Source organism: Halomonas sp. HK25 (genome assembly GCF_047795635.1).
GTDB lineage: Bacteria > Pseudomonadota > Gammaproteobacteria > Pseudomonadales > Halomonadaceae > Halomonas.
The window spans coordinates 4264272-4288794 of sequence record NZ_CP181044.1 but is presented as its reverse complement, the minus strand read 5'-3'; the positions used below and the strand labels follow the sequence as shown (position 1 = coordinate 4288794).

At 66.4% G+C, this 24523-nt stretch carries 25 protein-coding genes; 17 read left to right on the top strand and 8 right to left on the bottom strand.

Translation table 11 applies throughout. From position 1 onward, the window contains the following. Positions 1-8 precede the first annotated feature (8 nt). Positions 9-395, bottom strand: a complete 387-nt coding sequence (locus ACM26W_RS20160; protein WP_416138736.1) for a VanZ family protein — start codon at positions 393-395, stop codon at positions 9-11. Next, the gene (gene hemE / locus ACM26W_RS20155) at positions 388-1464 is read right to left on the bottom strand and encodes a uroporphyrinogen decarboxylase (RefSeq protein WP_416138735.1); all 1077 of its coding nucleotides are present in this window, start codon (positions 1462-1464) and stop codon (positions 388-390) included. Before hemE ends, ACM26W_RS20160 begins: the two co-directional genes overlap by 8 nt. 158 nt (positions 1465-1622) lie before the next feature. On the opposite strand from hemE, the gene ribA reads away from it, so the two are divergent. Together ribA and trhA are read left to right on the top strand one after the other, a co-directional pair. Continuing rightward, a complete protein-coding gene (gene ribA, locus ACM26W_RS20150; RefSeq protein ID WP_416138734.1) occupies positions 1623-2258 on the top strand; it encodes a GTP cyclohydrolase II in 636 nt (211 codons plus the stop codon). 53 nt (positions 2259-2311) lie between these two features. Further along, positions 2312-2983, top strand: a complete 672-nt coding sequence (trhA, locus tag ACM26W_RS20145) for a PAQR family membrane homeostasis protein TrhA (protein WP_416138733.1) — start codon at positions 2312-2314, stop codon at positions 2981-2983. Between the two features lie 196 nt (positions 2984-3179). Here the strand turns inward: trhA and djlA are convergent, their stop codons facing one another. From djlA to ACM26W_RS20125, 4 genes are read right to left on the bottom strand one after another with little or no spacing between them, the layout of a single operon-like run. Further along, positions 3180-3938: a co-chaperone DjlA gene (gene djlA / locus ACM26W_RS20140; RefSeq protein ID WP_416138732.1), complete on the bottom strand. Its 759-nt coding sequence runs from the start codon at positions 3936-3938 to the stop codon at positions 3180-3182. A gap of 26 nt (positions 3939-3964) precedes the next feature. Then, positions 3965-5893 (bottom strand): 1-deoxy-D-xylulose-5-phosphate synthase, encoded by a 1929-nt coding sequence (dxs, locus tag ACM26W_RS20135; RefSeq protein WP_416138731.1) that lies wholly within the window; start codon positions 5891-5893, stop codon positions 3965-3967. A gap of 16 nt (positions 5894-5909) precedes the next feature. Continuing rightward, on the bottom strand, positions 5910-6797 hold the full coding sequence (locus ACM26W_RS20130; RefSeq protein ID WP_416138730.1) for a farnesyl diphosphate synthase: 888 nt from the start codon (positions 6795-6797) through the stop codon (positions 5910-5912). Continuing rightward, positions 6787-7077: an exodeoxyribonuclease VII small subunit gene (locus ACM26W_RS20125; protein WP_416138729.1), complete on the bottom strand. Its 291-nt coding sequence runs from the start codon at positions 7075-7077 to the stop codon at positions 6787-6789. The genes ACM26W_RS20130 and ACM26W_RS20125 overlap by 11 nt, the downstream gene beginning before the upstream one ends. A gap of 228 nt (positions 7078-7305) precedes the next feature. Here ACM26W_RS20125 and serA point away from each other — a divergent pair, with 228 nt between their 5' ends. The 4 genes from serA to paaX all read left to right on the top strand — a co-directional run bounded on the left by serA (position 7306) and on the right by paaX (position 11547). After that, on the top strand, positions 7306-8556 hold the full coding sequence (gene serA / locus ACM26W_RS20120) for a phosphoglycerate dehydrogenase (protein ID WP_416138728.1): 1251 nt from the start codon (positions 7306-7308) through the stop codon (positions 8554-8556). A gap of 174 nt (positions 8557-8730) precedes the next feature. Next, entirely contained in the window at positions 8731-9516 is a 786-nt protein-coding gene (locus ACM26W_RS20115) for an enoyl-CoA hydratase (RefSeq protein WP_416138727.1), read from the top strand. Positions 9517-9657: 141 nt separating this feature from the next. Continuing rightward, positions 9658-10482: an IclR family transcriptional regulator domain-containing protein gene (locus ACM26W_RS20110; protein WP_416138726.1), complete on the top strand. Its 825-nt coding sequence runs from the start codon at positions 9658-9660 to the stop codon at positions 10480-10482. 138 nt (positions 10483-10620) lie between these two features. After that, positions 10621-11547, top strand: coding sequence for a phenylacetic acid degradation operon negative regulatory protein PaaX (gene paaX, locus ACM26W_RS20105; RefSeq protein WP_416138725.1), 927 nt, complete (start codon positions 10621-10623; stop codon positions 11545-11547). Between the two features lie 105 nt (positions 11548-11652). On the opposite strand, the gene paaY is transcribed toward paaX, so the two are convergent. Together paaY and paaN are read right to left on the bottom strand one after the other, a co-directional pair. Then, the gene (gene paaY / locus ACM26W_RS20100; protein ID WP_416138724.1) at positions 11653-12267 is read right to left on the bottom strand and encodes a phenylacetic acid degradation protein PaaY; all 615 of its coding nucleotides are present in this window, start codon (positions 12265-12267) and stop codon (positions 11653-11655) included. Positions 12268-12271: 4 nt separating this feature from the next. After that, a complete protein-coding gene (gene paaN, locus ACM26W_RS20095) occupies positions 12272-13948 on the bottom strand; it encodes a phenylacetic acid degradation protein PaaN (protein ID WP_416138723.1) in 1677 nt (558 codons plus the stop codon). Between the two features lie 399 nt (positions 13949-14347). On the opposite strand from paaN, the gene paaF reads away from it, so the two are divergent. From paaF to ACM26W_RS20040, 11 genes are all read left to right on the top strand, one after another. Then, positions 14348-15121, top strand: a complete 774-nt coding sequence (gene paaF, locus ACM26W_RS20090; protein ID WP_416138722.1) for a 2,3-dehydroadipyl-CoA hydratase PaaF — start codon at positions 14348-14350, stop codon at positions 15119-15121. Between the two features lie 15 nt (positions 15122-15136). Beyond that, positions 15137-15928 carry a 2-(1,2-epoxy-1,2-dihydrophenyl)acetyl-CoA isomerase PaaG gene (gene paaG / locus ACM26W_RS20085; RefSeq protein WP_416138721.1) on the top strand — a complete coding sequence of 264 codons (792 nt, stop codon included), beginning with the start codon at positions 15137-15139 and terminating at the stop codon, positions 15926-15928. Between the two features lies 1 nt (position 15929). After that, on the top strand, positions 15930-17477 hold the full coding sequence (gene paaH, locus ACM26W_RS20080; RefSeq protein ID WP_416138720.1) for a 3-hydroxyacyl-CoA dehydrogenase PaaH: 1548 nt from the start codon (positions 15930-15932) through the stop codon (positions 17475-17477). Beyond that, positions 17470-17937, top strand: a complete 468-nt coding sequence (gene paaI, locus ACM26W_RS20075) for a hydroxyphenylacetyl-CoA thioesterase PaaI (protein WP_416138719.1) — start codon at positions 17470-17472, stop codon at positions 17935-17937. Before paaH ends, paaI begins: the two co-directional genes overlap by 8 nt. Further along, positions 17934-19139, top strand: a complete 1206-nt coding sequence (gene pcaF, locus ACM26W_RS20070) for a 3-oxoadipyl-CoA thiolase (RefSeq protein ID WP_416138718.1) — start codon at positions 17934-17936, stop codon at positions 19137-19139. The genes paaI and pcaF overlap by 4 nt, the downstream gene beginning before the upstream one ends. A 76-nt stretch (positions 19140-19215) precedes the next feature. Beyond that, entirely contained in the window at positions 19216-20529 is a 1314-nt protein-coding gene (gene paaK / locus ACM26W_RS20065) for a phenylacetate--CoA ligase PaaK (RefSeq protein WP_416138717.1), read from the top strand. Between the two features lie 217 nt (positions 20530-20746). Then, the gene (gene paaA, locus ACM26W_RS20060) at positions 20747-21703 is read left to right on the top strand and encodes a 1,2-phenylacetyl-CoA epoxidase subunit PaaA (protein ID WP_416138716.1); all 957 of its coding nucleotides are present in this window, start codon (positions 20747-20749) and stop codon (positions 21701-21703) included. Positions 21704-21715: 12 nt separating this feature from the next. Continuing rightward, positions 21716-22003, top strand: a complete 288-nt coding sequence (gene paaB, locus ACM26W_RS20055; protein ID WP_416138715.1) for a 1,2-phenylacetyl-CoA epoxidase subunit PaaB — start codon at positions 21716-21718, stop codon at positions 22001-22003. 19 nt (positions 22004-22022) lie between these two features. Continuing rightward, the gene (paaC, locus tag ACM26W_RS20050) at positions 22023-22787 is read left to right on the top strand and encodes a 1,2-phenylacetyl-CoA epoxidase subunit PaaC (RefSeq protein ID WP_416138714.1); all 765 of its coding nucleotides are present in this window, start codon (positions 22023-22025) and stop codon (positions 22785-22787) included. 23 nt (positions 22788-22810) lie between these two features. Continuing rightward, positions 22811-23350 carry a 1,2-phenylacetyl-CoA epoxidase subunit PaaD gene (gene paaD, locus ACM26W_RS20045; protein WP_416138713.1) on the top strand — a complete coding sequence of 180 codons (540 nt, stop codon included), beginning with the start codon at positions 22811-22813 and terminating at the stop codon, positions 23348-23350. An 8-nt stretch (positions 23351-23358) separates the two neighbouring features. Next, the gene (locus ACM26W_RS20040) at positions 23359-24456 is read left to right on the top strand and encodes a 2Fe-2S iron-sulfur cluster-binding protein (RefSeq protein WP_416138712.1); all 1098 of its coding nucleotides are present in this window, start codon (positions 23359-23361) and stop codon (positions 24454-24456) included. The last annotated feature ends 67 nt before the right edge of the window (positions 24457-24523 follow it).

Genomic DNA, 24523 nt, shown 5'->3' with positions numbered 1-24523 from the left:
TCACTGGATCAGGGACGCCGGAGCGGCCCTCGACGCAGCAGGTGAAGCAACGTTACGGCGAAACCGGCGCCGAGGCTGTTGGCGAGGATGTCCCACCAGTCGCCGCCGCTGCGGCCCGGCACCGGGACCTGGGCATATTCGATGGTGATGCCGAAGAGCACAGCCATCAGGAAGGCGAGTGGCAGGCGCACCCCGGCCAGGCCGATCAGCCCGGCGAGGCCAACATAGCCGACGAAGTGGTTGGCCTTGTCCCAGGGCAGGCTGGAGGGCATCTGACTGCCCGGAGTGAGGCTGCCCAGGGCGATGGCCAGCGCGCCCGCGACGGCCAGCGCCGCCCACAGGCAGCGCCGGTCGTGCAGGCGTTGGAGCCAGTCGTACCCGTACCACTCAGCCATGCTGGATCTGGCGGTGGTAGGCGGGGCTCAGCTCGTGCAGGGCCTCCATGAAGGCGGTGACGTTGTCCGGGTTGGTGAACTGGCTGATGCCGTGGCCCAGGTTGAACACGTGGCCGGGGCCCTGGCCGTAGCTGTCGAGGATGCGCGCCACCTCGGCGCGGATGGCCGCGGGGCGGGCGAACAGCACGTTGGGGTCGAGGTTGCCCTGCAGGGCCACCTTGTGGCCGATTCGGGCACGGGCGCCGGACAGCTCGGTGGACCAGTCGAGGCCCACGGCGTCGGCGCCCGCCAGGGCGATATCCTCGAGCCACTGACCGCCATTCTTGGTGAACAGGATCACCGGCACGCGGCGGCCCTCATGCTCGCGGATCAGGCCGGCGACGATCTGCTCCATGTAGCGCAGCGAGAACTCCAGGTAGGCCGGGGTGGAGAGCGCGCCGCCCCAGGTGTCGAAGATCTGTACGGCCTGGGCGCCGGCGCGGATCTGGGCGTTGAGGTACTCGGTGACCGCCGTGGCCAGGGTGTCGAGCAGGTCATGCATCACGCTGGGCGTGTCGTAGAGCATGGTCTTGACGTGGCGGAAGTCCTTGCTGGAGCTGCCCTCCACCATGTAGGTGGCTAGCGTCCAGGGGCTGCCGGAGAAGCCGATCAGCGGCACACGGCCATTCAGCTCGCGGCGGATGGTGGAGACCGCGCGCATCACGTAGTCCAGGTCGCGCTCGGCGTCGGGCGCAGCCAGCGCCGCCACGTCCTCTGCGCTGCGCACCGGCTTGCGGAACTTGGGTCCCTCGCCGGTCTCGAAATAGAGGCCCAGGCCCATGGCGTCGGGGATGGTGAGGATATCCGAGAACAGGATTGCCGCATCCAGCGGATAGCGCTCCAGGGGCTGCAGGGTAACCTCGCAGGCCAGATCCTGATTGCGACACAGGCTCATGAAGTCGCCGGCCTCGGCGCGGGTAGCGCGGTACTCCGGCAGGTAGCGGCCGGCCTGGCGCATCATCCACACCGGGGTGCGGTCCACAGGCTGACGCGCCAGGGCGCGCAGAAAGCGATCGTTCTTGAGTTCCATGCAGGCGGTCATCCACGGGAAATGTGGACCATATTGTACCCGATTGGCGCGCGAGGGGCTGCGGTCGTGAGCCGCGCCCGGCTTCCTGCTAGAATGGCCCCCCACCCGCCGGCACCGCCCTGCCGTGTACAAAGAAGGGCCTGACACCGAGGTACCCCGTGACGATTCGCTTCATCGCCGCCTCCCGGCTGCCCACCCCCTGGGCCACCTTCACCATGCATGGCTTCGAAGACGAGGCCACCGGCAAGGACCATATTGCCCTGACCCTGGGCGACCTGGCAGACGGCGAGCCGGTGCTGGGACGGGTCCATTCCGAGTGCCTGACCGGCGACGCGCTGTTCTCCATGCGCTGCGACTGCGGCTACCAGCTCCAGGAGGCACTCAAGCGCATCGCCGACGAGGGCCGCGGAGTGCTGCTCTACCTGCGCCAGGAAGGGCGTGGCATCGGCCTGCTCAACAAGATCCGCGCCTACCACCTGCAGGATCAGGGCGCCGACACCGTGGAGGCCAACGAGCAGCTCGGCTTCGGCGCCGACCTGCGCCGCTACGATCTCTGCGTGCCGATGCTCGAGCACCTGGGCGTGGCATCGCTTAGACTGATGACCAACAACCCGCGCAAGGTCGAGGCCCTGACCAATGCCGGCGTGCGCGTCGTGGAACGGGTCCCCCTGACCACCGGCCTGAACCCGCACAACGAGCACTACCTGTCCACCAAGGCCGGCAAGCTCGGCCACATGATGGCGCTGGGCGACTTCACCCAGGCCAGCGACGTGGACATCGAACGCAAGCCCTGAGGACGGGAGCCCTTCCCGCCATCGGCGCGATCCCTGACCGGGGAGGAGACCCGATGAACCGCCCATCCCACGAACCGGATACCCCCTTCAGCGTCGCCGAGGAGTGGCTGCACAGCATCAGCCACGGGATCGGCGCGGTACTGAGCCTGGCCGGGGCCACGGTGCTGCTGGTCCTGGCCAGCCTGTCCACCCATGTCGACCCCTGGAAGCTCGCCGGCATCGGCCTCTACGGTACCAGCCTGGTGCTGCTCTACACCGCCTCGACGCTCTACCACGGCGTCCGCCATCCGCGCCTCAAGCGGCGGTTCCAGCTGCTGGACCACTGCGCCATCTACCTGCTGATCGCCGGCACCTACACGCCCTTTCTGCTGGTCAACTTGCGCGGCCCCACCGGCTGGACATTGTTCGCCGTGGTCTGGACCCTGGCGCTGGGCGGCATCGCCTGCAAGCTGCTCTGGCCGCACCGCTTCGCGGCGCTGCGTGTCGGCATCTACCTGCTGATGGGCTGGCTGATCCTGTTTGCCGGCAGCGAGATGACCGAGCGACTGCCGTCCGCCGGCCTCCTCCTGCTGGTCGCCGGCGGCCTCACCTATACCCTGGGCGTGATCTTCTACGCCATCCGCGCCATTCCCTTCAATCACGTCATCTGGCACCTGTTCGTGCTGGGCGGCAGCGTCTTCCACTACTTCGCGGTCTATACCGCCGTGCTGCCCTTCGTGGCCTGAGCGCGCCTCACGCCGACCCGAACAGCGTCAGGTCGCCATCCACCAGAACGGCACCTTGCCGTCGGGATGGGCGCCTTCCCGGCCCTCGCCGGTCGCCAGACCCACGTGGTGGCAGGCGTAGTCCAGTCCCAACTCTTCCAGGGTACAGGCGACCCTCAGAGAACGGGAGGAGGCGGGGAGGAGGCGCCGACCCGCGTCAGGCGGCGCGGGCCGTGCGGATGCGCTCGTAGGCACTGCCGATCTCGCTGGTGCGCTCCTTGGCGACCTCACGCATGCTCTCTGGCAGCCCCTTGGCGGCGAGCTTGTCGGGATGGTTCTCGCTCATCAGGCGGCGGTAGGCCGTCTTGATCTCGGCGTCGCTGGCGTCCTGGTCGACGCCCAGCACCCGGTAGGCATCCTCCAGCGACGGGCCCTGTTCGCCCGCCCCTCGGGGGCCACCGCGCAGCATGGCCTCGATCTGGGCAATCTCGGCCTCGCTGCAGCCCAGGCCCCGCACCACCCGCATCAGCATCTCGTGCTCGGCGGGGTGCAGCTGGCCATCGGCGGCGACCGCAGCCAGCTGCACCTGCAGGAAGACCTGACGCAGCGCGGGCTGGCGTGCTGCAATGCGGTGAACCTTGGCCAGCTCGGCGTCCAGGTCAAAGCCGGGGGCCTTGCCGCGGGTAAAGTCAGCGCGGGCTTGGGCGCGCTGGGCCTCGCTGAGCCGCAGCCGTTCCCACAGCTGCCGGGAGGCTTCCAGTTCGTCCTCGGTGACCCGGCCATCGGCCTTGCACAGGCACCCCATGACGGCGAAGGTCGACTCCAGGAACTGTGACTGGACGCCGACCAGCTTGTTCAGCAGGCGATGACGCAGGCGCCGGCCCAGCCAGTAGCCCAGGGCGCCACCCACCAGCAGGCCGATGGGGCCGGCGATGGCCACCCCCAGCAGGGCACCGATCAGTATCAGGAACAGCATCGCAACCTCGTCAGAAACGTGTCGTGTCAGGGCAGCCGGGCGCGGATCGCCGCCTCGATCCCCTCGGCGTCCAGGCCGCACTCGGCGAGCAGCTCGGCGGGCTTGCCGTGCTCGATGAAGGCGTCGGGCAGGCCCAGGTTGAGCACCGCCGCCTGAACGCCCTCGGCGGCCAGCAGCTCGTTGACCGCGCTGCCGGCGCCGCCGGCCACCACGTTCTCCTCCAGGGTCACCAGCAGGTCGTGGTCACCCGCGGCGGCCAGCAACGCCTCGCGATCCAGCGGCTTCACCGAACGCATGTTGAGGTGCGTGGCATCCAGCCGCCCGGCCACCTCCACGGCCGGTGTATTGAGGCTGCCGAAGGCCAGCAGGGCGATGCGTGCGCCGGCCTCGGCGCCACTCTGGCGACGCACCTCGGCCTGGCCGATGGGCAGCGGCTCGAGGTGCGCAGGGATCGCCATCCCGGGGCCGGTGCCGCGCGGGTAGCGCACCGCGGCGGGGCCGGGATGGTGATAGGCGGCGCTGAGCATCGCGCGGCACTCGGCCTCGTCGGCGGGCGCCAGCACCACCAGGCCGGGCACGCAGCGCAGGTAGGAGAGATCCAGGCTGCCGTGGTGGGTGGGGCCATCCTCGCCCACCAGGCCGGCGCGGTCGATGGCGAAGGTGACGTCGAGCGCCTGCACCGCCACGTCGTGGATCAGCTGGTCGTAGCCGCGCTGCAGGAAGGTGGAGTAGATCGCCACCACCGGCTTCATGCCCTCGCAGGCCATGCCAGCGGCCAGGGTCACCGCGTGCTGCTCGGCGATGGCCACGTCGAAATAGCGCTCGGGGTATTCCCGGGAGAAGCGGATCAGGTCGGAGCCCTCGCGCATGGCCGGGGTGATGCCGATGAGTCGCGCATCGGCGGCAGCCATGTCGCACAGCCAGTCACCGAACACGTTGCAAAATTTACGCGGCTTCCTTTTCACCGGCGCGCTCGGCTTGAGGGGAGGCAGGGTCTCGCCACTCTTTTCCGGGTCGCTCTTCTCCAGCTTGGTGATGGCGTGGTAGCCGATGGGGTCGGCCTCGGCGGGCAGGAAGCCGCGCCCCTTGCGGGTCTTGACGTGAAGGAACTGGGGCCCGTCGAGGTCGCGCATGTTGCGCAGGGTCTGCACCAGCAGCGGCAGGTCGTGGCCGTCGATGGGGCCGATGTAGTTGAAGCCCATCTCCTCGAAGAGCGTGGCCGGGCTGACCATGCCCTTCATGTGCTCCTCGGTGCGCCGAGCCAGTTCCAGCGCCCCGGGCAGGTGAGAAAGCACCTTCTTGCCGCCCTCGCGCATGGTGATGTAGGGCGTGCTGGAGAGGATCCGCGCCAGATAGCTGGCGATACCGCCGACGTTCTCGGAGATCGACATCTCGTTGTCGTTGAGCACCACCAGCAGGTTGGCGTCCACATGACCGGCGTGGGCCAGGGCCTCGAAGGCCATGCCCGCGGTGAGGGCGCCGTCGCCGATCACCGCGCAGGTGCGCCGCGCCTCGCCCCTGGCGCGGGAAGCCAGCGCCATGCCCAGCGCCGCCGAGATCGAGGTGCTGGAGTGGCCCACGCCGAAGGTGTCGTATTCCGACTCGGCACGCCGCGGGAAGGCCGCCAGGCCGCCATAATGGCGGATGCTCGTCATCGCCTCGCGGCGCCCGGTGAGAATCTTGTGGGGATAGGCCTGGTGGCCCACGTCCCATACCAGGCGATCATGGGGGGTCTCCAGTGCCTGGTGAAGGGCCACGGTGAGCTCTACGACGCCGAGGCCAGCACCGAAGTGTCCCCCGGAGACCCCCACGCTGTAGAGCAGGTAGGCGCGCAGCTCGTCGGCCACCTGCGCCAGCTGCGCGGTGGACATGGCGCGCAGCGCGGCCGGGGTATCCAGGGTGTCGAGCAGCGGCGTGGCCGGGCGCTCGGCGGGAATCTCGTCGAACAGCTTCATGGGCTCATCTGTCGTGTCAGTGGTCACGCTCGATCATGTAGCGGGCCAGGGCCTTCAGGGGGGTGGCGCCTTCGCCCAGCGGGGCGAGGGCAGCCACGGCCTCCTCCACCAGCTCGCCGGCGCGGGCGCGAGCGCGCGCAAGGCCCAGCAGGCTCGGGTAGGTGGGCTTGTCGCGGGCGGCGTCCGCCCCGGAGGCCTTGCCCAGGGTAGCGGTGTCGCCGGTCACGTCGAGCACATCGTCGTGGATCTGGAAGGCCAGGCCGATGGCCCGGGCGTAGTCGTCCAGGGCGGCCAGTCGCGGGTCGCCGTCGGCCACGGCAGCCAGCCCGCCAAGGCGCACCGCGGCGCGAATCAGCGCACCGGTCTTGTGGCCATGCATGGTGGCCAGCGCGCTGGCGTCGGGGTGACCGCCCACGGCGGCCAGATCCAGCGCCTGGCCCGCCACCATGCCGTCGCGACCGGCGGCCTCGGCCAGGGTGCGAATCATCGACGGCAGACGCGGATGGCCGGCCCGGGCCAGCACCTCAAAGGCCAGCGCCTGCAGAGCGTCACCGGCCAGGATCGCCGTGGCCTCGTCGTAGGCGCGATGCACCGTGGGCTGGCCGCGGCGCAGGTCGTCGTCGTCCATGGCCGGCAGGTCATCGTGGACCAGCGAGTAGGCATGCACCAGCTCGATGGCCATGGCCGGGGCATCCAGGGCAGCCTCCTCGGCCCCCAGGGAACGCCCAGCGGCATAGACCAACATCGGGCGCAGCCGCTTGCCACCCACCAGCACGCCGTGGCGCATGGCGGCATCCAACCGTGGCACCACGGCGCCTCTATCATCGCCGAACAGAGCCTCCAGCCGGGCATCCACCCGGGCACGGTCCACGGCCAGGCCGGCCACCAGTGTCTCAGCGTTCATTATCGTCCTCCACGGGCGTCGCGAAGGGCGCCAGGGCCATGCCGCCCTCGGCATCCTCGGTCAGGGTTCGCACCCTGAGCTCGGCCTCGTCGAGGCGGCGCTGGGCGTCGCGGGTCAGGCGAATGCCCTCTTCGAAGGCGGCAAGGGAGGCCTCCAGCGACAGCTCACCGGACTCCAGCCGCTCCACGAGCCGCTCGAGGCGATCGACGGTGGTCGCGAAGTCGATCGCTTCCGCCTCTTCGCTCTGCTGGCCATCGGGCCGCTGCCTGCGCTCCGCCATTGCTCTCCTCGCCCCGCTTGCGCCTGATCCGGCATCTCGAAAGGCAACAGTATACACACTCTCCCCCGGGGGTCGTCTGCCCCGGCACCGGGGCCCTTGACTTGCACGGCGTTCATCATGGCACCGCAGCATTTTCATCCTGGCTCATAGCCGGCCTGTGCTAGGATGTGGCCTCTTCACCCTACCTGACACTGCATGCGGCTCGCGCCGGAAGAGGTTGATTCGACCATGGCCAAGACGTCCCTGGAAAAGAGCAAGATCAAGGTCCTGCTACTCGAGGGGGTCCACCAGAGCGCGGTGGACAATCTGCGCAACGCCGGGTACTCGAACATCGAGCACCTGCCCACCTCGCTGGACGAGGCGTCGCTGATCGAGAAGATCCGCGACGTGCACTTCATCGGCATTCGCTCTCGCACCCAGCTCAACGAGCGAGTCTTCGCCGCCGCCGAGAAGCTGGTGGCCGTGGGTTGCTTCTGCATCGGCACCAACCAGGTCGATCTCAATGCGGCGCTGGTACGCGGCATCCCGGTCTTCAATGCCCCGTACTCCAACACTCGTTCGGTCGCCGAGCTGGTGCTGGCCGAGGCGATCATGCTGCTGCGCGGCATCCCCGAGAAGAACGCCCTGGCCCACCGCGGCGGCTGGCAGAAGAGCGCCAGGAACTCCCACGAAGCTCGCGGCAAGACCCTGGGCATCGTCGGCTACGGCAGCATCGGCTCACAGCTTTCGGTGTTGGCCGAGTCGCTAGGCTTCGACGTCATCTACTATGACGTGGTGGCCAAGCTGGGCATGGGCAACGCCCGTCAGGTGGCCAGCCTCGACGAGCTGCTGGGCCGTGCCGACGTGGTCAGCCTGCACGTGCCTGAACTGCCCTCCACCAAGTGGATGATCGGCGCCGAACAGATCGCCCGCATGAAGCAAGGTGCCATCATGATCAACGCCTCCCGCGGCACCGTGGTGGTGATCGAGGCGCTGGCCGAGGCGATCCAGGCCGGCAGGCTCAACGGCGCCGCCGTAGACGTCTTCCCGGTGGAGCCCAAGGGCAACAACGAGGAGTTCGTCAGCCCGCTGCGCGGCCTGGACAATGTGATCCTCACCCCGCACGTGGGCGGCTCCACCCTCGAGGCCCAGGAGAACATCGGCATCGAGGTCTCCGAGAAGCTGATCACCTACTCCGACAACGGCACCACCGTCACCTCGGTCAACTTCCCCGAAGTGGCGCTGCCGGCCCACCCGGACAAGCACCGCCTGCTGCACATTCACGACAACGTGCCGGGCGTGCTCTCCGAGATCAACCGAGTGCTCTCCGAGAACGACATCAACATCGCCGGCCAGTACCTGCAGACCAACGAGAAGGTCGGCTATGTCGTGATCGACGTCGACAAGGCCTACGGCCCCCAGGCACTGGACGCCCTGCGCCAGGTGGAGCACACCCTAAAGGTGCGGGTGCTCTACTCACAGACCGGCCAGGACGCCTGACCGCGCTCGCCAGCCCCCGCTCGCTAGCCCCGCCGCCGCGTCCCCTCGACGCGGCGGTTTGCGTTAGCGGGCAAGGCAACGCACCCGGTACCCATGGTCGCAGTGCGCGGGCGGGGCAAGGCGCGCTAGTCTGATGACGGCTGCCACGGCATCAACAACCATCGGGAGACTTTCATGAGCGACTCGACTCCGCCCCTGCTGCGCCGCGACAACGGCGGCGTGGCCACCCTGACCCTCAGCCGACCGGCAAGCTTCAATGCCCTCTCCGAGGAGATGCTGGTGGCCCTGAAGGAGGAGCTCGGCCGGCTGGCCAATGACGGCCGCGTGCGCTGCGTGGTGATCGCCGCCGAGGGACGCGCCTTCTGTGCCGGCCACGACCTCAAGCAGATGCGCGCCCACCCCGACAAGGCCTACTACCAGGAGCTGTTCACCCGCTGCGGTCGGGTGATGCAGGCCATCGTCGAGCTGCCGGTGCCGGTGATCGCCCGGGTGCAGGGCATTGCCACCGCCGCCGGCTGCCAGCTGGTGGCCAGCTGCGACCTGGCCGTGGCCGCGCGTTCGGCGCGCTTCGCCGTCTCCGGCATCAACGCCGGTCTGTTCTGCTCCACCCCGGCGGTGGCGCTGTCCCGCAACGTCGCCCGCAAGCGCGCCATGGAGATGCTGCTCACCGGCGAATTCATCGACGCCGAAACTGCTCATGACTGGGGGCTGGTCAATCGAGTCGCCGATGACGATGCCCTCGACGCCGCCGTGGCCGAGCTCACCGCCAGCCTCTGTGCCAAGAGCACGGTGGCGGTGCGCACCGGCAAGGCGATGTTCCAGCGCCAGCTGCAGATGCCCCTGGACGAGGCCTACGCCTTCGCCGGCGAGGTGATGGCCTGCAACATGATGGCCGAGGACGCCGGCGAGGGCATCGATGCCTTTATCGAGAAGCGTACCCCCCAGTGGCGACATCAATAACCCCAGGGTGACCTCATTGAATCAGCCGCGCCAACGCCGAACCGGACGGGGTATGGAAGTGATTTCCGCAGGCGCGACAGGCCGCGGTCGACAGGGTATTCTGTCGCCAATAGCGGGCAGCCGACACGAGGAGAGTCGAGGGTGAGCGAGGTCAAGCGCAGGACAGCGGGACGCCCCGCCGGATCGGGGAAGGCCACCGGCGGCCACAGCCAATCGCTGGTGCGTGGGCTCAACCTGCTCGAGCGCCTATCGGCGAGCCCCGGGGGCCTGGCGCTCTCGGAGCTGGCAGAGCAGGCCGACCTCGCCCCCTCCACCACCCATCGCCTGCTCCAGGCCCTGCAGGGCCAGGGTTTCGTCGCCCAGGACAGCGAGCTCGGGGTGTGGAAGATCGACGTCAAGACCTTCCGCATCGGCAACAGCTTCCTCGAGGCACGCGACTTCGTGGCCACCAGCCGCCCCTTCCTGCGCCGCCTCACCGCCCAGACCGGCGAGACCGCCAACCTGGGCATCCGCGACGACGGCACTGCGGTGTTCCTGGCCCAGAGCGAGTCGTCGCAGATGATGCGCATGATCACCCGGCTGGGCTCCCGGGCCCCGCTGCACGCCTCCGGCATCGGCAAGGCGCTGATGGCCTGGCTGCCCGACGACGAGCTCGAGCGCATCCTCGCCGAGCAGGGCCTGGCTCGCGTCACCGAGAACACCCTGCACACCCCTGAGGCACTGCGCGCGGGCCTGGCCGAGATCCGCCGCCAGGGCTTCGCCCGCGACCGCGAGGAGCACGCCATCGGCCTGCACTGCGTGGCCGCCTGCGTTCACGACGAACACGGCATCCCGCTCGCCGCCATCTCGGTCTCCGGCCCCGTAGCACGCATCCCCGAGGCGCGTCTGCTGGAGCTGGGCGCTCTGGTACGCGACACCGCCGCCGAGATCACCACCCGGCTGGGCGGGCGGATTCCGGACGCTTGAGTCAATAGCCGATACATCGCGTTCGCATAGTGCCGCCCAGGCGGTATCATGTCTGGATTACCGTCGCCCCCTGGCCGGGAAGCCGTCACAGACTGCCCCCGCCCTAGGGCTCCACCAGGAAAGCCGCCGAGCCCCGATATGTCCTCCGCCAGCGAATGCGTCACCGCCCTTATCGATGACTTCCAGCAGCGTCGCCCGATCCGCGCCGGCTCGCTGATCATCACCGTCTACGGCGATGCCATCGTGCCACGCGGCGGCACCGTCTGGCTGGGCAGCCTGTCGAAGCTGGTCGAGCCGATCGGCATCAACGAGCGGCTGGTGCGCACCTCGGTCTATCGCCTCACCCGGGAGACCTGGCTGCAAGGGGACAAGGTCGGCCGACGCAGCTACTACAGCCTCAGCGGCCCCGGCCGGCGTCGCTTCGAGCAGGCCTTCAAGCGCGTCTACCACGGCGCCCAGGCGCCTTGGTCGGGCCAGTGGATCCTGGTGCTGCTCAGCCAGCTGAACACGGCCCGCCGCCAGAAGGTGCGCGACGAGCTGGAGTGGCTAGGCTTCGGCCACTTCGCCCCCGGCGTACTGGCCCACCCCACCCTGAACCGCAGCGAAGCCATGGCCGCCCTGCAAGAGTTGGGCGCCGCCGATGAGACCATCGTGATGCGGACCGAGGCCCTGGAGCCGCTGGCCAGCAAGCCGCTGCGCCTGCAGGTACGGGAGAGCTGGAACCTCGACGAGTTGGCCGAACACTACCAGCGGTTCCTGACCCTGTTTCGTCCGCTGTGGAAAACGCTCAGCGAGGAGAATCACCTCAGCGAGGAGGAGTGCTTCATCGCCCGGACGCTGCTGATCCACGAGTATCGCCGCGTGCAGCTACGCGACCCCCAGCTGCCCGATGAGCTGCTGCCCACCGCCTGGGAGGGCCGCAATGCCCACCAGCTATGCCGCAACATCTACCATATGATCTACCGTCGCGCCGAGAACTGGCTCGACCGCCACCTGGAGACCGCCGAGGGCCCCCTGCCGGCCCCCGGCCCCAGCTTCTACCTGCGCTTCGGCGGGCTGGACTGAGCCCGCCCAGCGCCTCGCTCTCGACATACCAAACACCAGCGCCCCCTGCCATGGCAGGGGGCGCTTGCTTTGAAGCCGGCAACGCTCTAGCACATCACCTCATTCTCAAGACCGGCTCTCCTGGCCCAAGGTTTGCTGCTTGGGCTGGGTATCACCGGCCTTCAATCGGGGACGGTCTACATCCAGCTCGGCCAGCGGTTCACAGGGCTCCAGGCTGTCCCGACAGCGCTCGGTCAGGCGCTGGTACTCGCGAGTACCCTGCTGTTTCCAGGCCACCTCCTGGTCGCTCAGCTCACGCTTGACCTTGGCCGGCGCCCCCATCACCAGCGACTGGGGCGGGCACTCGAAGCCGGTCTTGACGAAGGCCGCCGCGGCGACGATGGAGCGCGCGCCAATCACGGCGTAGTCCATTACCACGGCATTCATGCCCACCATGGCATCCTGGCCCACCACGCAGCCGTGCAGCACCGCGCCATGGCCGATATGACCATTCTTCTCCACCTTGGTGACGCAGCCGGGGAAGCCGTGCATCACGCAGGTGTCCTGGAGGTTGGCCCCCTCCTCCAGCACCAGCTGGCCGAAGTCGCCGCGCATCACCGCACCGGGCCCTACATAGCAGCCAGGGCCGACGATGACATCGCCGATCAGCACGGCGGTAGGGTGAACGTAGGCGCTGGGATGCACCACCGGGGTGACCCCCTCGAGTCGATAGCAAGGCATGGCGTTACTCCGTTGTGGCGTGGCGACGGCTCTGCACCACCACGAAGCGGGGTGTCACGAAAGCCTGGTCACACAGCGAGGCATTGGCTGCTGGATTGCCCCCGGTCGCATGGAAATCGCTGAAGGCGGCAGATTGATTGACGAAGACGCCACCGTCCAGGTTCAGCGACAGCGGCGCCGCCACGTCCATGGCCAGCCCCTCGAACTGCTCGGCCACGGCGTCATCGGTGGTGTAGGCGCCCAGGGTGATGGCGCCCTTCTCGCCGATGACCTCGCGGGCCAGCTGAATGCTGTGCGAGGTGCTGTCGGTGGCGATCACGAAGCTGATCGGGCCGAAACGCTCCTCGCTGAAGGCGTCACGCTGGCCGGCATCGACCTTGAGCAACAGCGGGGTGTGGACGCGCGCCTTGGGAAACTGGGCATGCTCGCGAGGCTCGCTGTCCAGCAGCACCTCGCCGAGGCCACGGCACTCATCGATGCGTGCGGCGGTCGCCGGCGACTGGATGGCACCCAGCACGGCACAGGCACGATCATTATCAGAGAGGAACTTCTCGACGGCCTTGGCCAGGGCGCCGGCCACCTCGTCGAAGGAGAGGGACCCCTCGGCGGTCTGAATGCCGGTCTTCGGCACATAGATCGCCTGGGTGGTGGTACACATCTGGCCGGAGAAGAGACTCAGGCTGAAGGCCAGGTTCTGGGCCACCGCCTTGAAGTTGTCGACGCTGTCGATGATCACGGTGTTGATGCCGGCCTTCTCGGTAAACACCCGAGCCTGGGTCGCGTTGCGCTCCAGCCACTCGCCGAAGGCGTTGGAGCCGGTGAAATCGATCAGCTTCACGGCCGGGTCCAGGGCCAGCGCCTTGGTCACCGGAGCCTCGGCGGTGTCGGGCACCAGGCTCACCAGACAGGGGTCGAAACCGGCCTCCTCCAGCACCTGCTGGGCGACGCGAGTGGTCATGGCCACCGGCAAAATGGCCCCGGGGTGCGGCTTGAGGATCACCGGGTTGCCGGTGGCCAGGCTGGCGAACAGGCCCGGATAGGTGTTCCAGGTGGGGAAGGTGGAGCAGGCCACCACCAGCGAGATGCCGCGGGGCACGATGTGGTAGCGCTTGTCGAGCACCAGCGGGTCATGCTTGCCCTGGGGCTTCACCCACTTGGCCGTCGCCGGCACCCGGGACATCGCCTGCCAGGCGTAGGCCAGGGCCTCGAGGCCGCGATCCTGGGCGTGGGGGCCACCGGCCTGGAAGGCCATCATCGGCGCCTGGCCACTGGTGTGGGTCACCGCCTGGGCGATGTCAGGGCTCATGGCGTTGAGTCGCGCCAGGATCTCCAGGCAGACGCCGACCCGCGCCTCGGCACCGGCATCGCGCCAGGCGGGCATCGCGTCCTGCATGGCGGCGATCAGCGCGCCCTGTTCGGGCTGGTCATAGGTTACGCCAAGTTCGAACCCATAGGGGGAGGCTTCGGCACCGACCTGGCCGGCCACCGCAGGCACCTTGAGGGCGTAATGCTGCTTGAGCAGGGCCTCGAAGCGCTGCGACGCACCCTTCACCGCCTCTTCCGGATACTTCTTGATATTTTCCGGGTAGGGGCTCCAGTAACCGCGGGTGTTGATGGCCTCAACGGCCTGATCCAGCGTCTCGCGGTGGCGATCGAGCATCTGCTGGGCTTGCTGGGACATGGGTGACTCCTGCCGTGAGCGGCTGTATTCGATACGAGATAGCACGAGAGACTATCCATAGCGTAACGAAACATCAAACCACCCACCCAGACCAGCCCCGTCACGCGGCCACCATATCGCGATTTACAATAGTTTTATATCAATAGCTTACCGGAATATTGCCGGGCAGGGCGGCCGGGCTTCGACCATGGTCTAACCTACCCGTCGCGAGCGGCGCCTCGACGAGGCAACCCCCTGACAGGCAAGCAGAAAAAGGAACCATATGGCCAAATACGATACATTAATGTCACTAATGACAAGTTGATGTGTATCAAAAAAAACCTATACTCGGCCTTATATCCATCCGTGGCAGGCTGCGGGCTCTTGCCGCGCCAACCCAGTGCCGAAAACGAGGACATCATGCCGACTCACCTGATCGTCGAGGGGCCGAAGCAGGGGGTGCTGCGCATCACCCTGCATCGCCCGGAGGCGCTGAACGCCCTCAATACCGCCCTGCTGGAAGAGCTGGCCGAGACACTGGCCGCCGCCCTGGATGACACCGAGGTGCGCGCCGTGATGATCACCGGCAGCCAGCGCGCCTTCGCCGCCGGGGCCGATATCAAGGAGATGGCATCGCGCGACCTGGTGGGCATGCTCGAGGATCCCCGCCAGCGTCACTGGGCCGCCATCGCGCGCTTCAACAAGCCGATCGTCGCCGCGGTCAACGGTTTCTGCCTGGGCGGCGGCTGCGAGCTGGCCATGCACGCCGACATCCTGATCGCCGGCGAGGACGCTCGCTTCGGCCAGCCCGAGATCAACCTCGGCATCATGCCCGGCGCCGGCGGCACCCAGCGCCTGGTGCGCGCCGTGGGCAAGGCGCTCGCCACCCAGATGGTGCTGACCGGCGAGCCGATCTCCGCCCGACGCGCCCTGGAGGCCGGCCTGGTGAGCGAGGTCACTCAGCCCGAACTGACCGTGGAGCGCGTCCTGGCCGTGGCCGAGAGCATCGCCGCCAAGGCACCGCTGGCCGTGCGCCTGGCCCGGGAGGCGCTGCACAAGGCCGAGGACACCGACCTGGCCACCGGCCTGCGCTTCGAGCGCCACGCCTTCACGCTGCTGGCCGGCACCCAAGACCGCGAGGAGGGCATCCGTGCCTTCCAGGAAAAACGCCCTGCCACCTTCAACGGGCACTGACACAGGAAATCGATCATGAGTGAAGCGCCCCTGCTCTATGCCGTGGAAGACGGCGTCGCCCGCCTCACGCTGAACCGCCCCGACAGCCTCAACAGCTTCAACCCCGAGCTGCACGCCGAGATGCGTCAGGCGCTCAAAGCGGCTCGCCAGGACAAGAGCGTTCGCGCCCTGCTGCTGACCGGCAACGGCCGCGGCTTCTGCGCCGGCCAGGACCTCTCCGACCGCAACGTGGTCCCCGGCGCCGAGGCGCCGGACCTGGGCGAGTCCCTGGAGAAGCGCTACAACCCGATGCTGCGCGCACTGCGCGACCTGCCCTTCCCCACCGTCTGTGCGGTGAACGGCGTGGCCGCCGGCGCCGGCGCCAATATCGCCATGGCCTGCGACATCGTACTGGCGGCCCGCTCGGCCAGCTTCATCCAGGCGTTCTGCAAGATCGGCCTGGTGCCGGACTCCGGCGGCACCTGGAGCCTGCCGCGTCTGGTGGGCATGGCTCGCGCCAAGGGGCTGGCCATGCTGGGCGACAAGCTCAGCGCCGAACAGGCCGAGCAGTGGGGCATGATCTGGAAGGTCGTGGACGACGAGTCCCTGCAGGACGAGGCGCTGACCCTGGCTCGCCACCTGGCCACCCAACCGACCCGTGGCCTGGCGCTGATCAAGCGTGCCCTGCATGCCAGCCCCGACAACGACTTCGACTCCCAGCTCGACCTGGAGCGGGACCTGCAGCGCCTGGCCGGCCGCACCGACGACTATCGCGAGGGCGTCAGCGCCTTCATGGACAAACGCCAGCCCAGCTTCAAGGGGGAGTGAGATGCCTGCCCTCGCACCCAGCGACATCATCGCCGTGATCGGCGCCGGCGCCATGGGCGCCGGCATCGCCCAGGTCGCCGCCCAGGCCGGCCATCCGGTGCGCCTCTATGACAACCGCGACGGCGCCGCCCAGGCCGGTATCGACGGCGTGCGCCGCCAGCTCGAGAAGCGCGTGGCCAGGGGCAAGATGGCCCAGCACGAGGTCGAGGCCGTCATTGCGCGCATGACCCCGGCCGCCACCCTCGCCGAGCTGGCCGACAGCCGCCTGGTGGTGGAAGCCATCGTCGAAAACCTCGAGGTCAAGCGCGCGGTCTTCGCCGAACTCGAGAGCCTGTGCGGCCCCGACACCCTGCTGACCAGCAACACCTCGTCGCTGTCGATCACCTCCATCGCCGCCGGCCTCCAGCGCCCCGAGCGCGTCGCCGGCCTGCATTTCTTCAACCCGGCCCCGGTGATGCAGCTGGTCGAGGTGATCTCGGGCCTGGCCACCGACGCCGAGGTCGCCGAGACCCTCTACGCCACCGCCGCGGCCTGGGGCAAGGTACCGGTCCACGCCAGCTCCACGCCGGGCTTCATCGTCAACCGCGTCGCCCGCCCCTTCTACGCCGAGGGGCTGCGCCTGACGCAGGAGGGCGCTGCCGCCCCCGCCACCCTGGACGCCCTGCTGCGCCAGGCCGGCGGCTTCCGCATGGGCCCCTTCGAGCTGATGGACCTGATCGGCCACGACGTCAACTACGCCGTGACCCGCTCGGTATTCGACGCCTACTACGGCGACACCCGCTTCGAGCCCTCGCTGGTGCAGCAGGCGCTGGTCGAGGCCGGCCGCCTGGGCCGCAAGAGCGGCCAGGGCTTCTATGATTATCGAAAACGTGAAGGGCAGCGCGAAGGCACCCCGCCGGCCGCACCGGATTTTGCCCCCGCGGCAGAGGCCGAGCTGCCGCCCCTGGTCGCCGAGGGCCAGCTCGGCACCATCGCGCCGCTGGTGGCCCGCGCCGAGGCCGCCGGCCTCGAGGTGGTGCGCCGGGAGAGCATCTCGGGCCAGGCCCGCCTGCGCCTGGGCGGCCTCACCCTGGCGCTGAGCGACGGCCGCTGCGCCACCGAACGCGCCCGGGACGAGGGCCTCGAGGCCCTGGTGCTGTTCGACCTCTGCCTGGACTACGAGAGCGCCGACGCCATCGCCCTGGCGGCGAGCCCCGGCGTCGATGCCGAGGCCCGCACCCTGGCCACCGCACTCTTCCAGCGACTGGGCCTCGCGGTCGCCTGGCTCACCGACACGCCCGGGCTCGTGGTGCTGCGCACCGTGGCCATGCTCGCCAACGAGGCCGCCGACGCCGTGCTGCAGGGCGTGTGCAGCGCCCGGGATGGCGACCTGGCCATGCAGGCCGGCGTCAACTACCCGCGTGGTCCGCTGGCCTGGGCCGATGAGCTGGGCCTGGCCTTCGTTCACCGCACCCTGACCCACCTGCAGCAGAGCTACGGCGAGGAGCGCTATCGCGCCTCCTTCCTGCTGTGCCGCAAGGCCCTGGCCGAGGAGTGCTTCCATGTCTGAATCCGAGCTGAATCCACAGCAGCTGGCCGAGGCCTGCGCCGAGTCCATGTTCTCCCGCGACAGCGCCAGCCAGGGGCTCGGCATGCGCATCGAGAGCATGGCCCCAGGCCGCGCGGTACTGACCATGACCGTGCGCCAGGACATGGTGCAGGGCCACGGCAACTGCCACGGCGGCTTCATCTTCGCCCTGGCCGATTCCGCCTTCGCCTTCGCCTGCAACAGCTATGACGAGGCCACGGTGGCCTCGGGCTGCAGCATCGACTACCTGGGGCCGGGCCAGCTCGGCGACGTGCTGACCGCCACCGCCGAGGAGCGTAGCCGTCGCGGCCGCACCGGTATCTACGACATCACCGTGCGCAACCAGCACGGTCACGAGGTCGCCCTGTTTCGCGGCCGCTCCTACAAGATCCGCGGCACCGTTCGCCGCCTGGAAGAGACTGCCGCAGAGAGCCAAGCATGAAAGATGCCCTGATCATCGACGCCATCCGCACCCCCGTCGGCCGCTACGGCGGCGCCCTCTCACCGGTTCGCCCCGACGACCTGGGCGCCGTGCCCCTGCGCGCCCTGATGGAGCGCAACCCCTCGGTGGACTGGTCCCGGGTGGACGACCTCTTCTACGGCTGCGCTAACCAGGCCGGTGAAGATAACCGCAACGTGGCGCGCATGTCCGCGCTGCTCGCCGGCCTGCCGGTGGAGGTGCCCGGCACCACCATCAACCGCCTGTGCGGCTCCGGCATGGACGCCATCGGCAACGCCGCCCGTGCCATCAAGGCCGGTGAGGCGGGCCTGATGATCGCCGGCGGCGTCGAGTCGATGTCCCGCGCGCCCTTCGTGATGGGCAAGGCCGAGCAGGCCTTCTCGCGCAGTGCCGAGATCCACGACACCACCATCGGCTGGCGCTTCGTCAACCGCCAGATGAAGGCCCAGTTCGGCATCGACTCCATGCCGGAGACCGCCGAGAACGTCGCCGAGCAGTTCAAGATCTCCCGCGAGGACCAGGATGCCTTCGCCCTGCGCAGCCAGCAGCGCACCGCCGCGGCCATGGCAGCCGGTCGCCTGGCCGAGGAGATCGTCCCCGTGGCGGTACCGCGCCGCAAGCAGGAGCCGCTGATCGTCGACACCGACGAGCATCCCCGTGCCTCCACCACCCTGGCGCAGCTGGCGGGGCTGCCCACGCCCTTCCGCGAGGGCGGCAGCGTCACCGCCGGCAACGCCTCCGGGGTCAACGACGGCGCCTGCGCCCTGCTGCTGGCCTCACCCGAGCAGGCCGAGCGCTACGGCCTCAAGGCCCGTGCCCGGGTGGTGGGCATGGCCACCGCCGGTGTCGAGCCGCGCATCATGGGCTTCGGCCCGGCCCCGGCCAGCCGCAAGGTGCTCGAACAGACCGGCCTGACACTCGACCAGATGGACGTGATCGAGCTCAACGAGGCCTTCGCCGCCCAGGCGCTGGCCGTGACCCGCGATCTCGGTCTCCCCGACGACGCCGAGCACGTCAACCCCAACGGCGGCGCCATCGCGCTGGGCCACCCGCTGGGCATGAGTGGCGCCCGCCTGGTGACCACCGCCCTGCATGAACTGGAGCGCCGGCAGGGACGCTACGCGCTGTGCACCATGTGCATCGGCGTGGGTCAGGGCATCGCCCTGATCATCGAGCGCCTGTGATCCCCAGGTCCATGGCCACCCTGACCCTCACGCACAACGCGCTGAGCCAAGAACAATCAGCCGACCGGAGCCCCCGATGAACCAGACCATCAAACGTACCGACACCGCCAGCCTCGACCCCTTGGAAACCGCCAGCCTCGACGAGCTGCGCGCCACCCAGGTCAAGCGCCTGCAGTGGAGCCTCAAGCACGCCTACGAGAACGTGCCTTTCTATCGCCAGTCCTTCGACAGGGCCGGCATTCACCCCGAGGAGATAAAGCGCCTGGAGGACCTCGGCAAGCTCCCCTTCACCACCAAGGCCGACCTGCGCGACCACTATCCCTTCGGCATGTTCGCTACGCCGATGAGCGAGATCGTGCGGGTGCATGCCTCCAGCGGCACCACCGGCCAGCCCACCGTGGTCGGCTATACCCAGCGTGATATCGACACCTGGGCCGACGTGGTGGCCCGCTCCATCCGGGCCGCCGGCGGCACCCGCAACGACAAGGTGCACGTGGCCTACGGCTACGGCCTGTTCACCGGCGGTCTCGGCGCCCACTACGGCGCCGAGCGGCTGGGCTGTGCGGTAATCCCGATGTCCGGCGGCCAGACCGAGAAGCAGGTCCAGCTGATCCGCGATTTCCAGCCGGACATCATCATGGTCACCCCCTCCTACATGCTCAATATTGCCGACGAGATGGAGCGCCAGGGCATCGACCCCCACACGCTGCCGCTGCGCGCCGGCATCTTCGGCGCCGAGCCCTGGACCAATGACATGCGCACCGCCCTGGAGCGGCGCCTGGGCATCGACGCCCTGGACATCTACGGCCTCTCCGAGGTGATGGGCCCGGGTGTCGGCATGGAGTGCCTGGAGACCAAGGACGGCCCGACCATCTGGGAAGACCACTTCTACCCCGAGATCATCGACCCGATCAGCGGCGAGGTGCTGCCGGACGGCGAGTACGGCGAACTGGTCTTCACCACCCTCACCAAGGAAGCGCTGCCGGTGATCCGCTACCGCACTCGCGACCTCACCCGCCTGCTGCCGGGCACCGCCCGACCCATGCGCCGTATCGACAAGATCACCGGCCGCAGCGACGACATGCTGATCATCCGCGGGGTCAACGTCTTCCCGACCCAGATCGAGGAGCAGCTGCTCAAGATCGAGCAGCTCTCGCCCCACTACGAGATCGAGGTGTCCCGCCAGGGCAACCTGGACATGGTGCGTGTGCGCGTCGAGGCATGCAGCAACGACGTCGCCCGTGACCTGGTGGCCTGCGAGCAGCTGGCAAAACACCTGCAGCACGCCATCAAGACCTATATCGGCATCAGCACCCAGGTGGATGTCTGCGGCGTGGAGGAGGTCATGCGCTCCGTGGGCAAGGCCAAGCGAGTGAAAGACTTGCGTTAACGGAAAACCAGGCTCGCGATCCGTCAGCAACCAGATACCGGCTGATCGCAAGCTGCCTGAACTAAAAACCCCTTTCAGGACGACTGGTTACATCAAGACAGCGAATAACGATACAGAGTTTGAATAAGTTATCCTATTTGCGTATCGCTTTTTGCCATCGGTCTGCTATGCTGGGATAAGAAGTACAGGCTCAAACCCATCATTGGAGAGCGTCACTATGTCCTCTGAACAGCAAGCTTCCCTTCAAGAACAGCAGTTTATGCACAAGATCCAGGCGGAAGAGAAGATCGAGCCCAAGGACTGGATGCCCGAGAAGTATCGCAAGAACCTGATTCGCCAGATTTCACAGCATGCACACTCGGAAGTCATCGGCATGCAGCCGGAAGGCAACTTCCTGGCTCGTGCGCCCTCCTTGCGCCGCAAGGCAATCCTGTTATCGAAGATTCAGGACGAGGCTGGCCACGGGCTTTATCTCTACAGCGCCGCGGAAACCCTGGGGATTACCCGTGAGGAGTTGGTCGAGGCGCTGCAGAGCGGGCAGGCCAAGTACGCTTCGATCTTCAATTATCCTGCCCTGACCTGGGGTGACATGGGGGCGATTGGCTGGTTGGTTGATGGTGCGGCCATCGTCAATCAGGTATCCCTGCAGCGTACCTCCTATGGCCCCTACGCCCGCGGCATGATCCGTATCTGCAAGGAAGAGAGTTTCCACCAGCGTCAGGGCTACGACATCATGCTGACGCTGGCCAACGGTACAGCAGAACAGAAAGCCATGGCTCAGGACTCCCTGAACCGCTTCTACTGGCCAGCGCTGATGATGTTCGGTCCCCACGACTCCGAATCCGCACACTCCGCAAAATCCATGGAGTGGAAGATCAAGCGCGAGACCAACGATGACCTGCGCCAGAAATTCATTGACCAAACCGCGTCACAGATCGAATTCCTAGGGCTCGAACATCCAGACAAGGATCTCAAGTGGAACGAAGAGCGCGGCCACTACGATAGCGGCGAGATCGACTGGGAAGAATTCCATAACGTGATTGCCGGTAATGGTCACTGTAACCGTCAGCGCCTGGAGCATCACATCAAGGCCCATGAAGAAGGCGCCTGGGTGCGTGAAGCACTGGTTGCCTACAATGCCAAAAAACAGGCTAAGCAAGCCGAAGCCGCCTAAGGAGGCACCGCCATGCAGGACAACGCCCTGGAACTCTTTGAGGTCTTCATCCGCTCCAAGCGTGGACTCGATCATAAACATGTAGGCAGCCTGCATTCCGAGGATCACGCACAGGCGCTGGAGTATGCCCGGGATGTCTACACCCGGCGCAGCGAAGGAGTGAGCATCTGGGTTGTCAAGTCAGCCGACATCTGCGCGTCCCAAGAGGATGAAGCGGAGGATTTCTTCGACCCCAACGATGACAAACCCTATCGGCATGCGACTTATTACGTCCTTCCCGATGCCGTCAACAACATGTAGCCGCTGAGGAGAAAACGTAATGAGTGACACCATCAAGGATGCCACCCTCGAGTATGCGATCCGCCTGGGTGATGACGCTAACGTCTTGGGTCACCGAATCTCCGAATGGGTAAGTCGTGGTCCTTTCCTGGAGGAAGATATCGCCTATGCCAACGTGGCACTGGACTACATCGGGCGTGCCCGTATGTTCTATGGCTATGCGTCAGAACTAGCCAATGATGGGCGGACAGAGGACGATTTCGCCTATATGCGCGACGACCGTCAGTACCATAACCTGCTACTGATGGAGTTGCCGAAGGAGGATTTCGCCTACTCCCAGGTTCGACAGCTGTTCATCGATATCTATTACAGCCTGTTCCTGCCGGAGCTTGTCAAGTCCAGGGACGATAACTTGGCAGCCATTGCCGCCAAAGCGATCAAGGAAACCCGCTACCACCTGCGCCGCAGCCGCGATTGGGTGCTGCGTCTGGGCGATGGCACCGAGGAAAGTCATCGGCGCACACAGCGCGCGGTGGATAGCCTGTGGGGTTATACCCACGAAATGTTCGATATGGACGATATCGAGCAGCTATTGGCCGACAGTGGCATTGGCGTCGATATCACCAGCCTCCGTGATGAGTGGCATCGACAAGTCAGCAGCATTCTCACGGACGCGACCCTGAGCGTGCCCGAAGATGGCTGGGCGGTACGCGGTGGCCGCGTCGGCTATCACACTGAGAACCTGGGTCACCTGCTGACAGAAATGCAATTCGTTCACCGCTCCTATCCTGGCTGCCAGTGGTAGCCGAGTCTAATTGGCGATTGATCATGAGCGAAATTTCGTTGATGCCGGAGGAAGAATACCACCGGCTACAGCAGCGCGACACCTCTGAGGTGAAGGAGCTCTGGGATCTTCTTGATGAGGTCAAGGACCCCGAAATACCTGCGCTGAGCATCTGGGATCTGGGGATCCTGCGCGATATCGAGCGTCAAGGCGAGCATATCATCGTCACTATCACGCCGACCTATTCTGGCTGCCCTGCGATGGACACCATCAAGGAGGACGTCAAGGCCGCCCTGAGCGCCCAAGGTTATGACAGCCTTGAAGTCAAGATGCAGCTATCGCCGGCCTGGAGCTCCGAATGGATGTCACAGGAGGGGCGTCGTAAATTACGCAATTACGGTGTCGCCCCGCCGGAAGATGCTGATGTCTCCGAGGACGGCTTGACCCCAGACGCCCATACACTTTGCCCACACTGCGGCTCGCGTGATACACGACTCCTCAGCGAATTCGGCTCCACCGCCTGCAAGGCACTGTTTCAGTGTCAAGCGTGCAAGGAGACCTTCGATTATTTCAAGAAAATATAGGCCACGTGATGTCTGACACGAACTTCTATACGTTGAGAATTGCCGACGTCCAGCCGGAGACAGATACCGCCATCCGCGTGACCTTCGATGTCCCGGAGGAGCTGAAGGAAACATTTGACTTCACCCAAGGCCAGTTTCTGACACTGCGAGCCAGGATCGACGGAGAGGATGTCCGCCGCTCCTACTCCATCTGTTCCGGCGTCAATGACGGCCATATGCGCGTGGGCATCAAGCGCGTCAAGAATGGACAGTTCTCCAACTACGCCAACGATCACTTCAAGCGTGGCATGGAGATCGACGTCATGCCGCCACAAGGAAACTTCTATACCAGGCTCGATCCCGAGAATGCCAAGCGTTATATGTGCATTGCGGCGGGTTCGGGTATCACGCCGACACTGTCTATCATCAAGTCGGTACTCGATATCGAGCTTAAGAGCAAAGTAACGCTGATCTACGGCAACCGCCGCACCAATTCCGTGATGTTCAAGGATGAACTGAGCTTCGTCAAGAATCGTTATATGGATCGCTTCCAGTGGATCAACATAATGAACTACGAAGACCAGGGAGCGGACCTTCTTAATGGCATAATAGATAACAAGAAAGGCTATGCGCTGCAAAAAAGTGGCCTGATCGATATCAAGAATACTGACGAGGCCTTTATCTGCGGCCCCGAAGCCATGATGTCTGAAGTCTCACATGGCTTCCGCCTCGAAGGCCTCAGCAATGAGCAGATTCATTACGAACTTTTCGCAAATTCTGCGGCAGATTCCCAAAAGATACTCGCGAAAGCCCAGCAGCGTATCGAAGAATACGGTGAGGAGAAGACCAGCAAGGTAACCGTAGTCGCGGATGGCCGCTCGGTAATGTTCGACCTGGCGACAGTAGGCGAGAATATCCTCGACGCGGGAATCGCCAACGGCATGGATCTTCCCTACTCCTGCAAGGCCGGCGTTTGCTCCACTTGCAAGTGCAAGCTGATCGTGGGCGAAGTGGATATGGACGTGACCCATGGACTCGAAAAGCACGAAATCGAAGCGGGCTTTGTGCTGAGCTGCCAGGCTCATCCCCTTTCCGATGAAGTGACCCTCGATTTCGATCAGCGCTGATGATTGGCTGAGCCACATTACCTCTCTCGATGCGCCCGCTCGGCGTCGCTCTCTGGTTATGCGTATG

Bases quoted from the DNA above. Each gene is read 5' to 3' on its own strand.
- paaI (WP_416138719.1), top strand. From the start codon at position 17,470: ATGTCTGAATCCGAGCTGAATCCACAGCAGCTGGCCGAGGCCTGCGCC.
- paaD (WP_416138713.1), top strand. From the start codon at position 22,811: ATGAGCGAAATTTCGTTGATGCCGGAGGAAGAATACCACCGGCTACAG.
- djlA (WP_416138732.1), bottom strand. From the start codon at position 3,938: ATGCTGTTCCTGATACTGATCGGTGCCCTGCTGGGGGTGGCCATCGCC.
- paaK (WP_416138717.1), top strand. From the start codon at position 19,216: ATGAACCAGACCATCAAACGTACCGACACCGCCAGCCTCGACCCCTTG.
- paaG (WP_416138721.1), top strand. From the start codon at position 15,137: ATGAGTGAAGCGCCCCTGCTCTATGCCGTGGAAGACGGCGTCGCCCGC.
- ACM26W_RS20115 (WP_416138727.1), top strand. From the start codon at position 8,731: ATGAGCGACTCGACTCCGCCCCTGCTGCGCCGCGACAACGGCGGCGTG.
- serA (WP_416138728.1), top strand. From the start codon at position 7,306: ATGGCCAAGACGTCCCTGGAAAAGAGCAAGATCAAGGTCCTGCTACTC.
- paaC (WP_416138714.1), top strand. From the start codon at position 22,023: ATGAGTGACACCATCAAGGATGCCACCCTCGAGTATGCGATCCGCCTG.
- paaH (WP_416138720.1), top strand. From the start codon at position 15,930: ATGCCTGCCCTCGCACCCAGCGACATCATCGCCGTGATCGGCGCCGGC.
- ACM26W_RS20160 (WP_416138736.1), bottom strand. From the start codon at position 395: ATGGCTGAGTGGTACGGGTACGACTGGCTCCAACGCCTGCACGACCGG.
- dxs (WP_416138731.1), bottom strand. From the start codon at position 5,893: ATGAAGCTGTTCGACGAGATTCCCGCCGAGCGCCCGGCCACGCCGCTG.
- paaY (WP_416138724.1), bottom strand. From the start codon at position 12,267: ATGCCTTGCTATCGACTCGAGGGGGTCACCCCGGTGGTGCATCCCAGC.
- paaN (WP_416138723.1), bottom strand. From the start codon at position 13,948: ATGTCCCAGCAAGCCCAGCAGATGCTCGATCGCCACCGCGAGACGCTG.
- trhA (WP_416138733.1), top strand. From the start codon at position 2,312: ATGAACCGCCCATCCCACGAACCGGATACCCCCTTCAGCGTCGCCGAG.
- ACM26W_RS20125 (WP_416138729.1), bottom strand. From the start codon at position 7,077: ATGGCGGAGCGCAGGCAGCGGCCCGATGGCCAGCAGAGCGAAGAGGCG.
- hemE (WP_416138735.1), bottom strand. From the start codon at position 1,464: ATGGAACTCAAGAACGATCGCTTTCTGCGCGCCCTGGCGCGTCAGCCT.
- paaA (WP_416138716.1), top strand. From the start codon at position 20,747: ATGTCCTCTGAACAGCAAGCTTCCCTTCAAGAACAGCAGTTTATGCAC.
- ACM26W_RS20040 (WP_416138712.1), top strand. From the start codon at position 23,359: ATGTCTGACACGAACTTCTATACGTTGAGAATTGCCGACGTCCAGCCG.
- ACM26W_RS20130 (WP_416138730.1), bottom strand. From the start codon at position 6,797: ATGAACGCTGAGACACTGGTGGCCGGCCTGGCCGTGGACCGTGCCCGG.
- paaF (WP_416138722.1), top strand. From the start codon at position 14,348: ATGCCGACTCACCTGATCGTCGAGGGGCCGAAGCAGGGGGTGCTGCGC.
- pcaF (WP_416138718.1), top strand. From the start codon at position 17,934: ATGAAAGATGCCCTGATCATCGACGCCATCCGCACCCCCGTCGGCCGC.
- paaX (WP_416138725.1), top strand. From the start codon at position 10,621: ATGTCCTCCGCCAGCGAATGCGTCACCGCCCTTATCGATGACTTCCAG.
- paaB (WP_416138715.1), top strand. From the start codon at position 21,716: ATGCAGGACAACGCCCTGGAACTCTTTGAGGTCTTCATCCGCTCCAAG.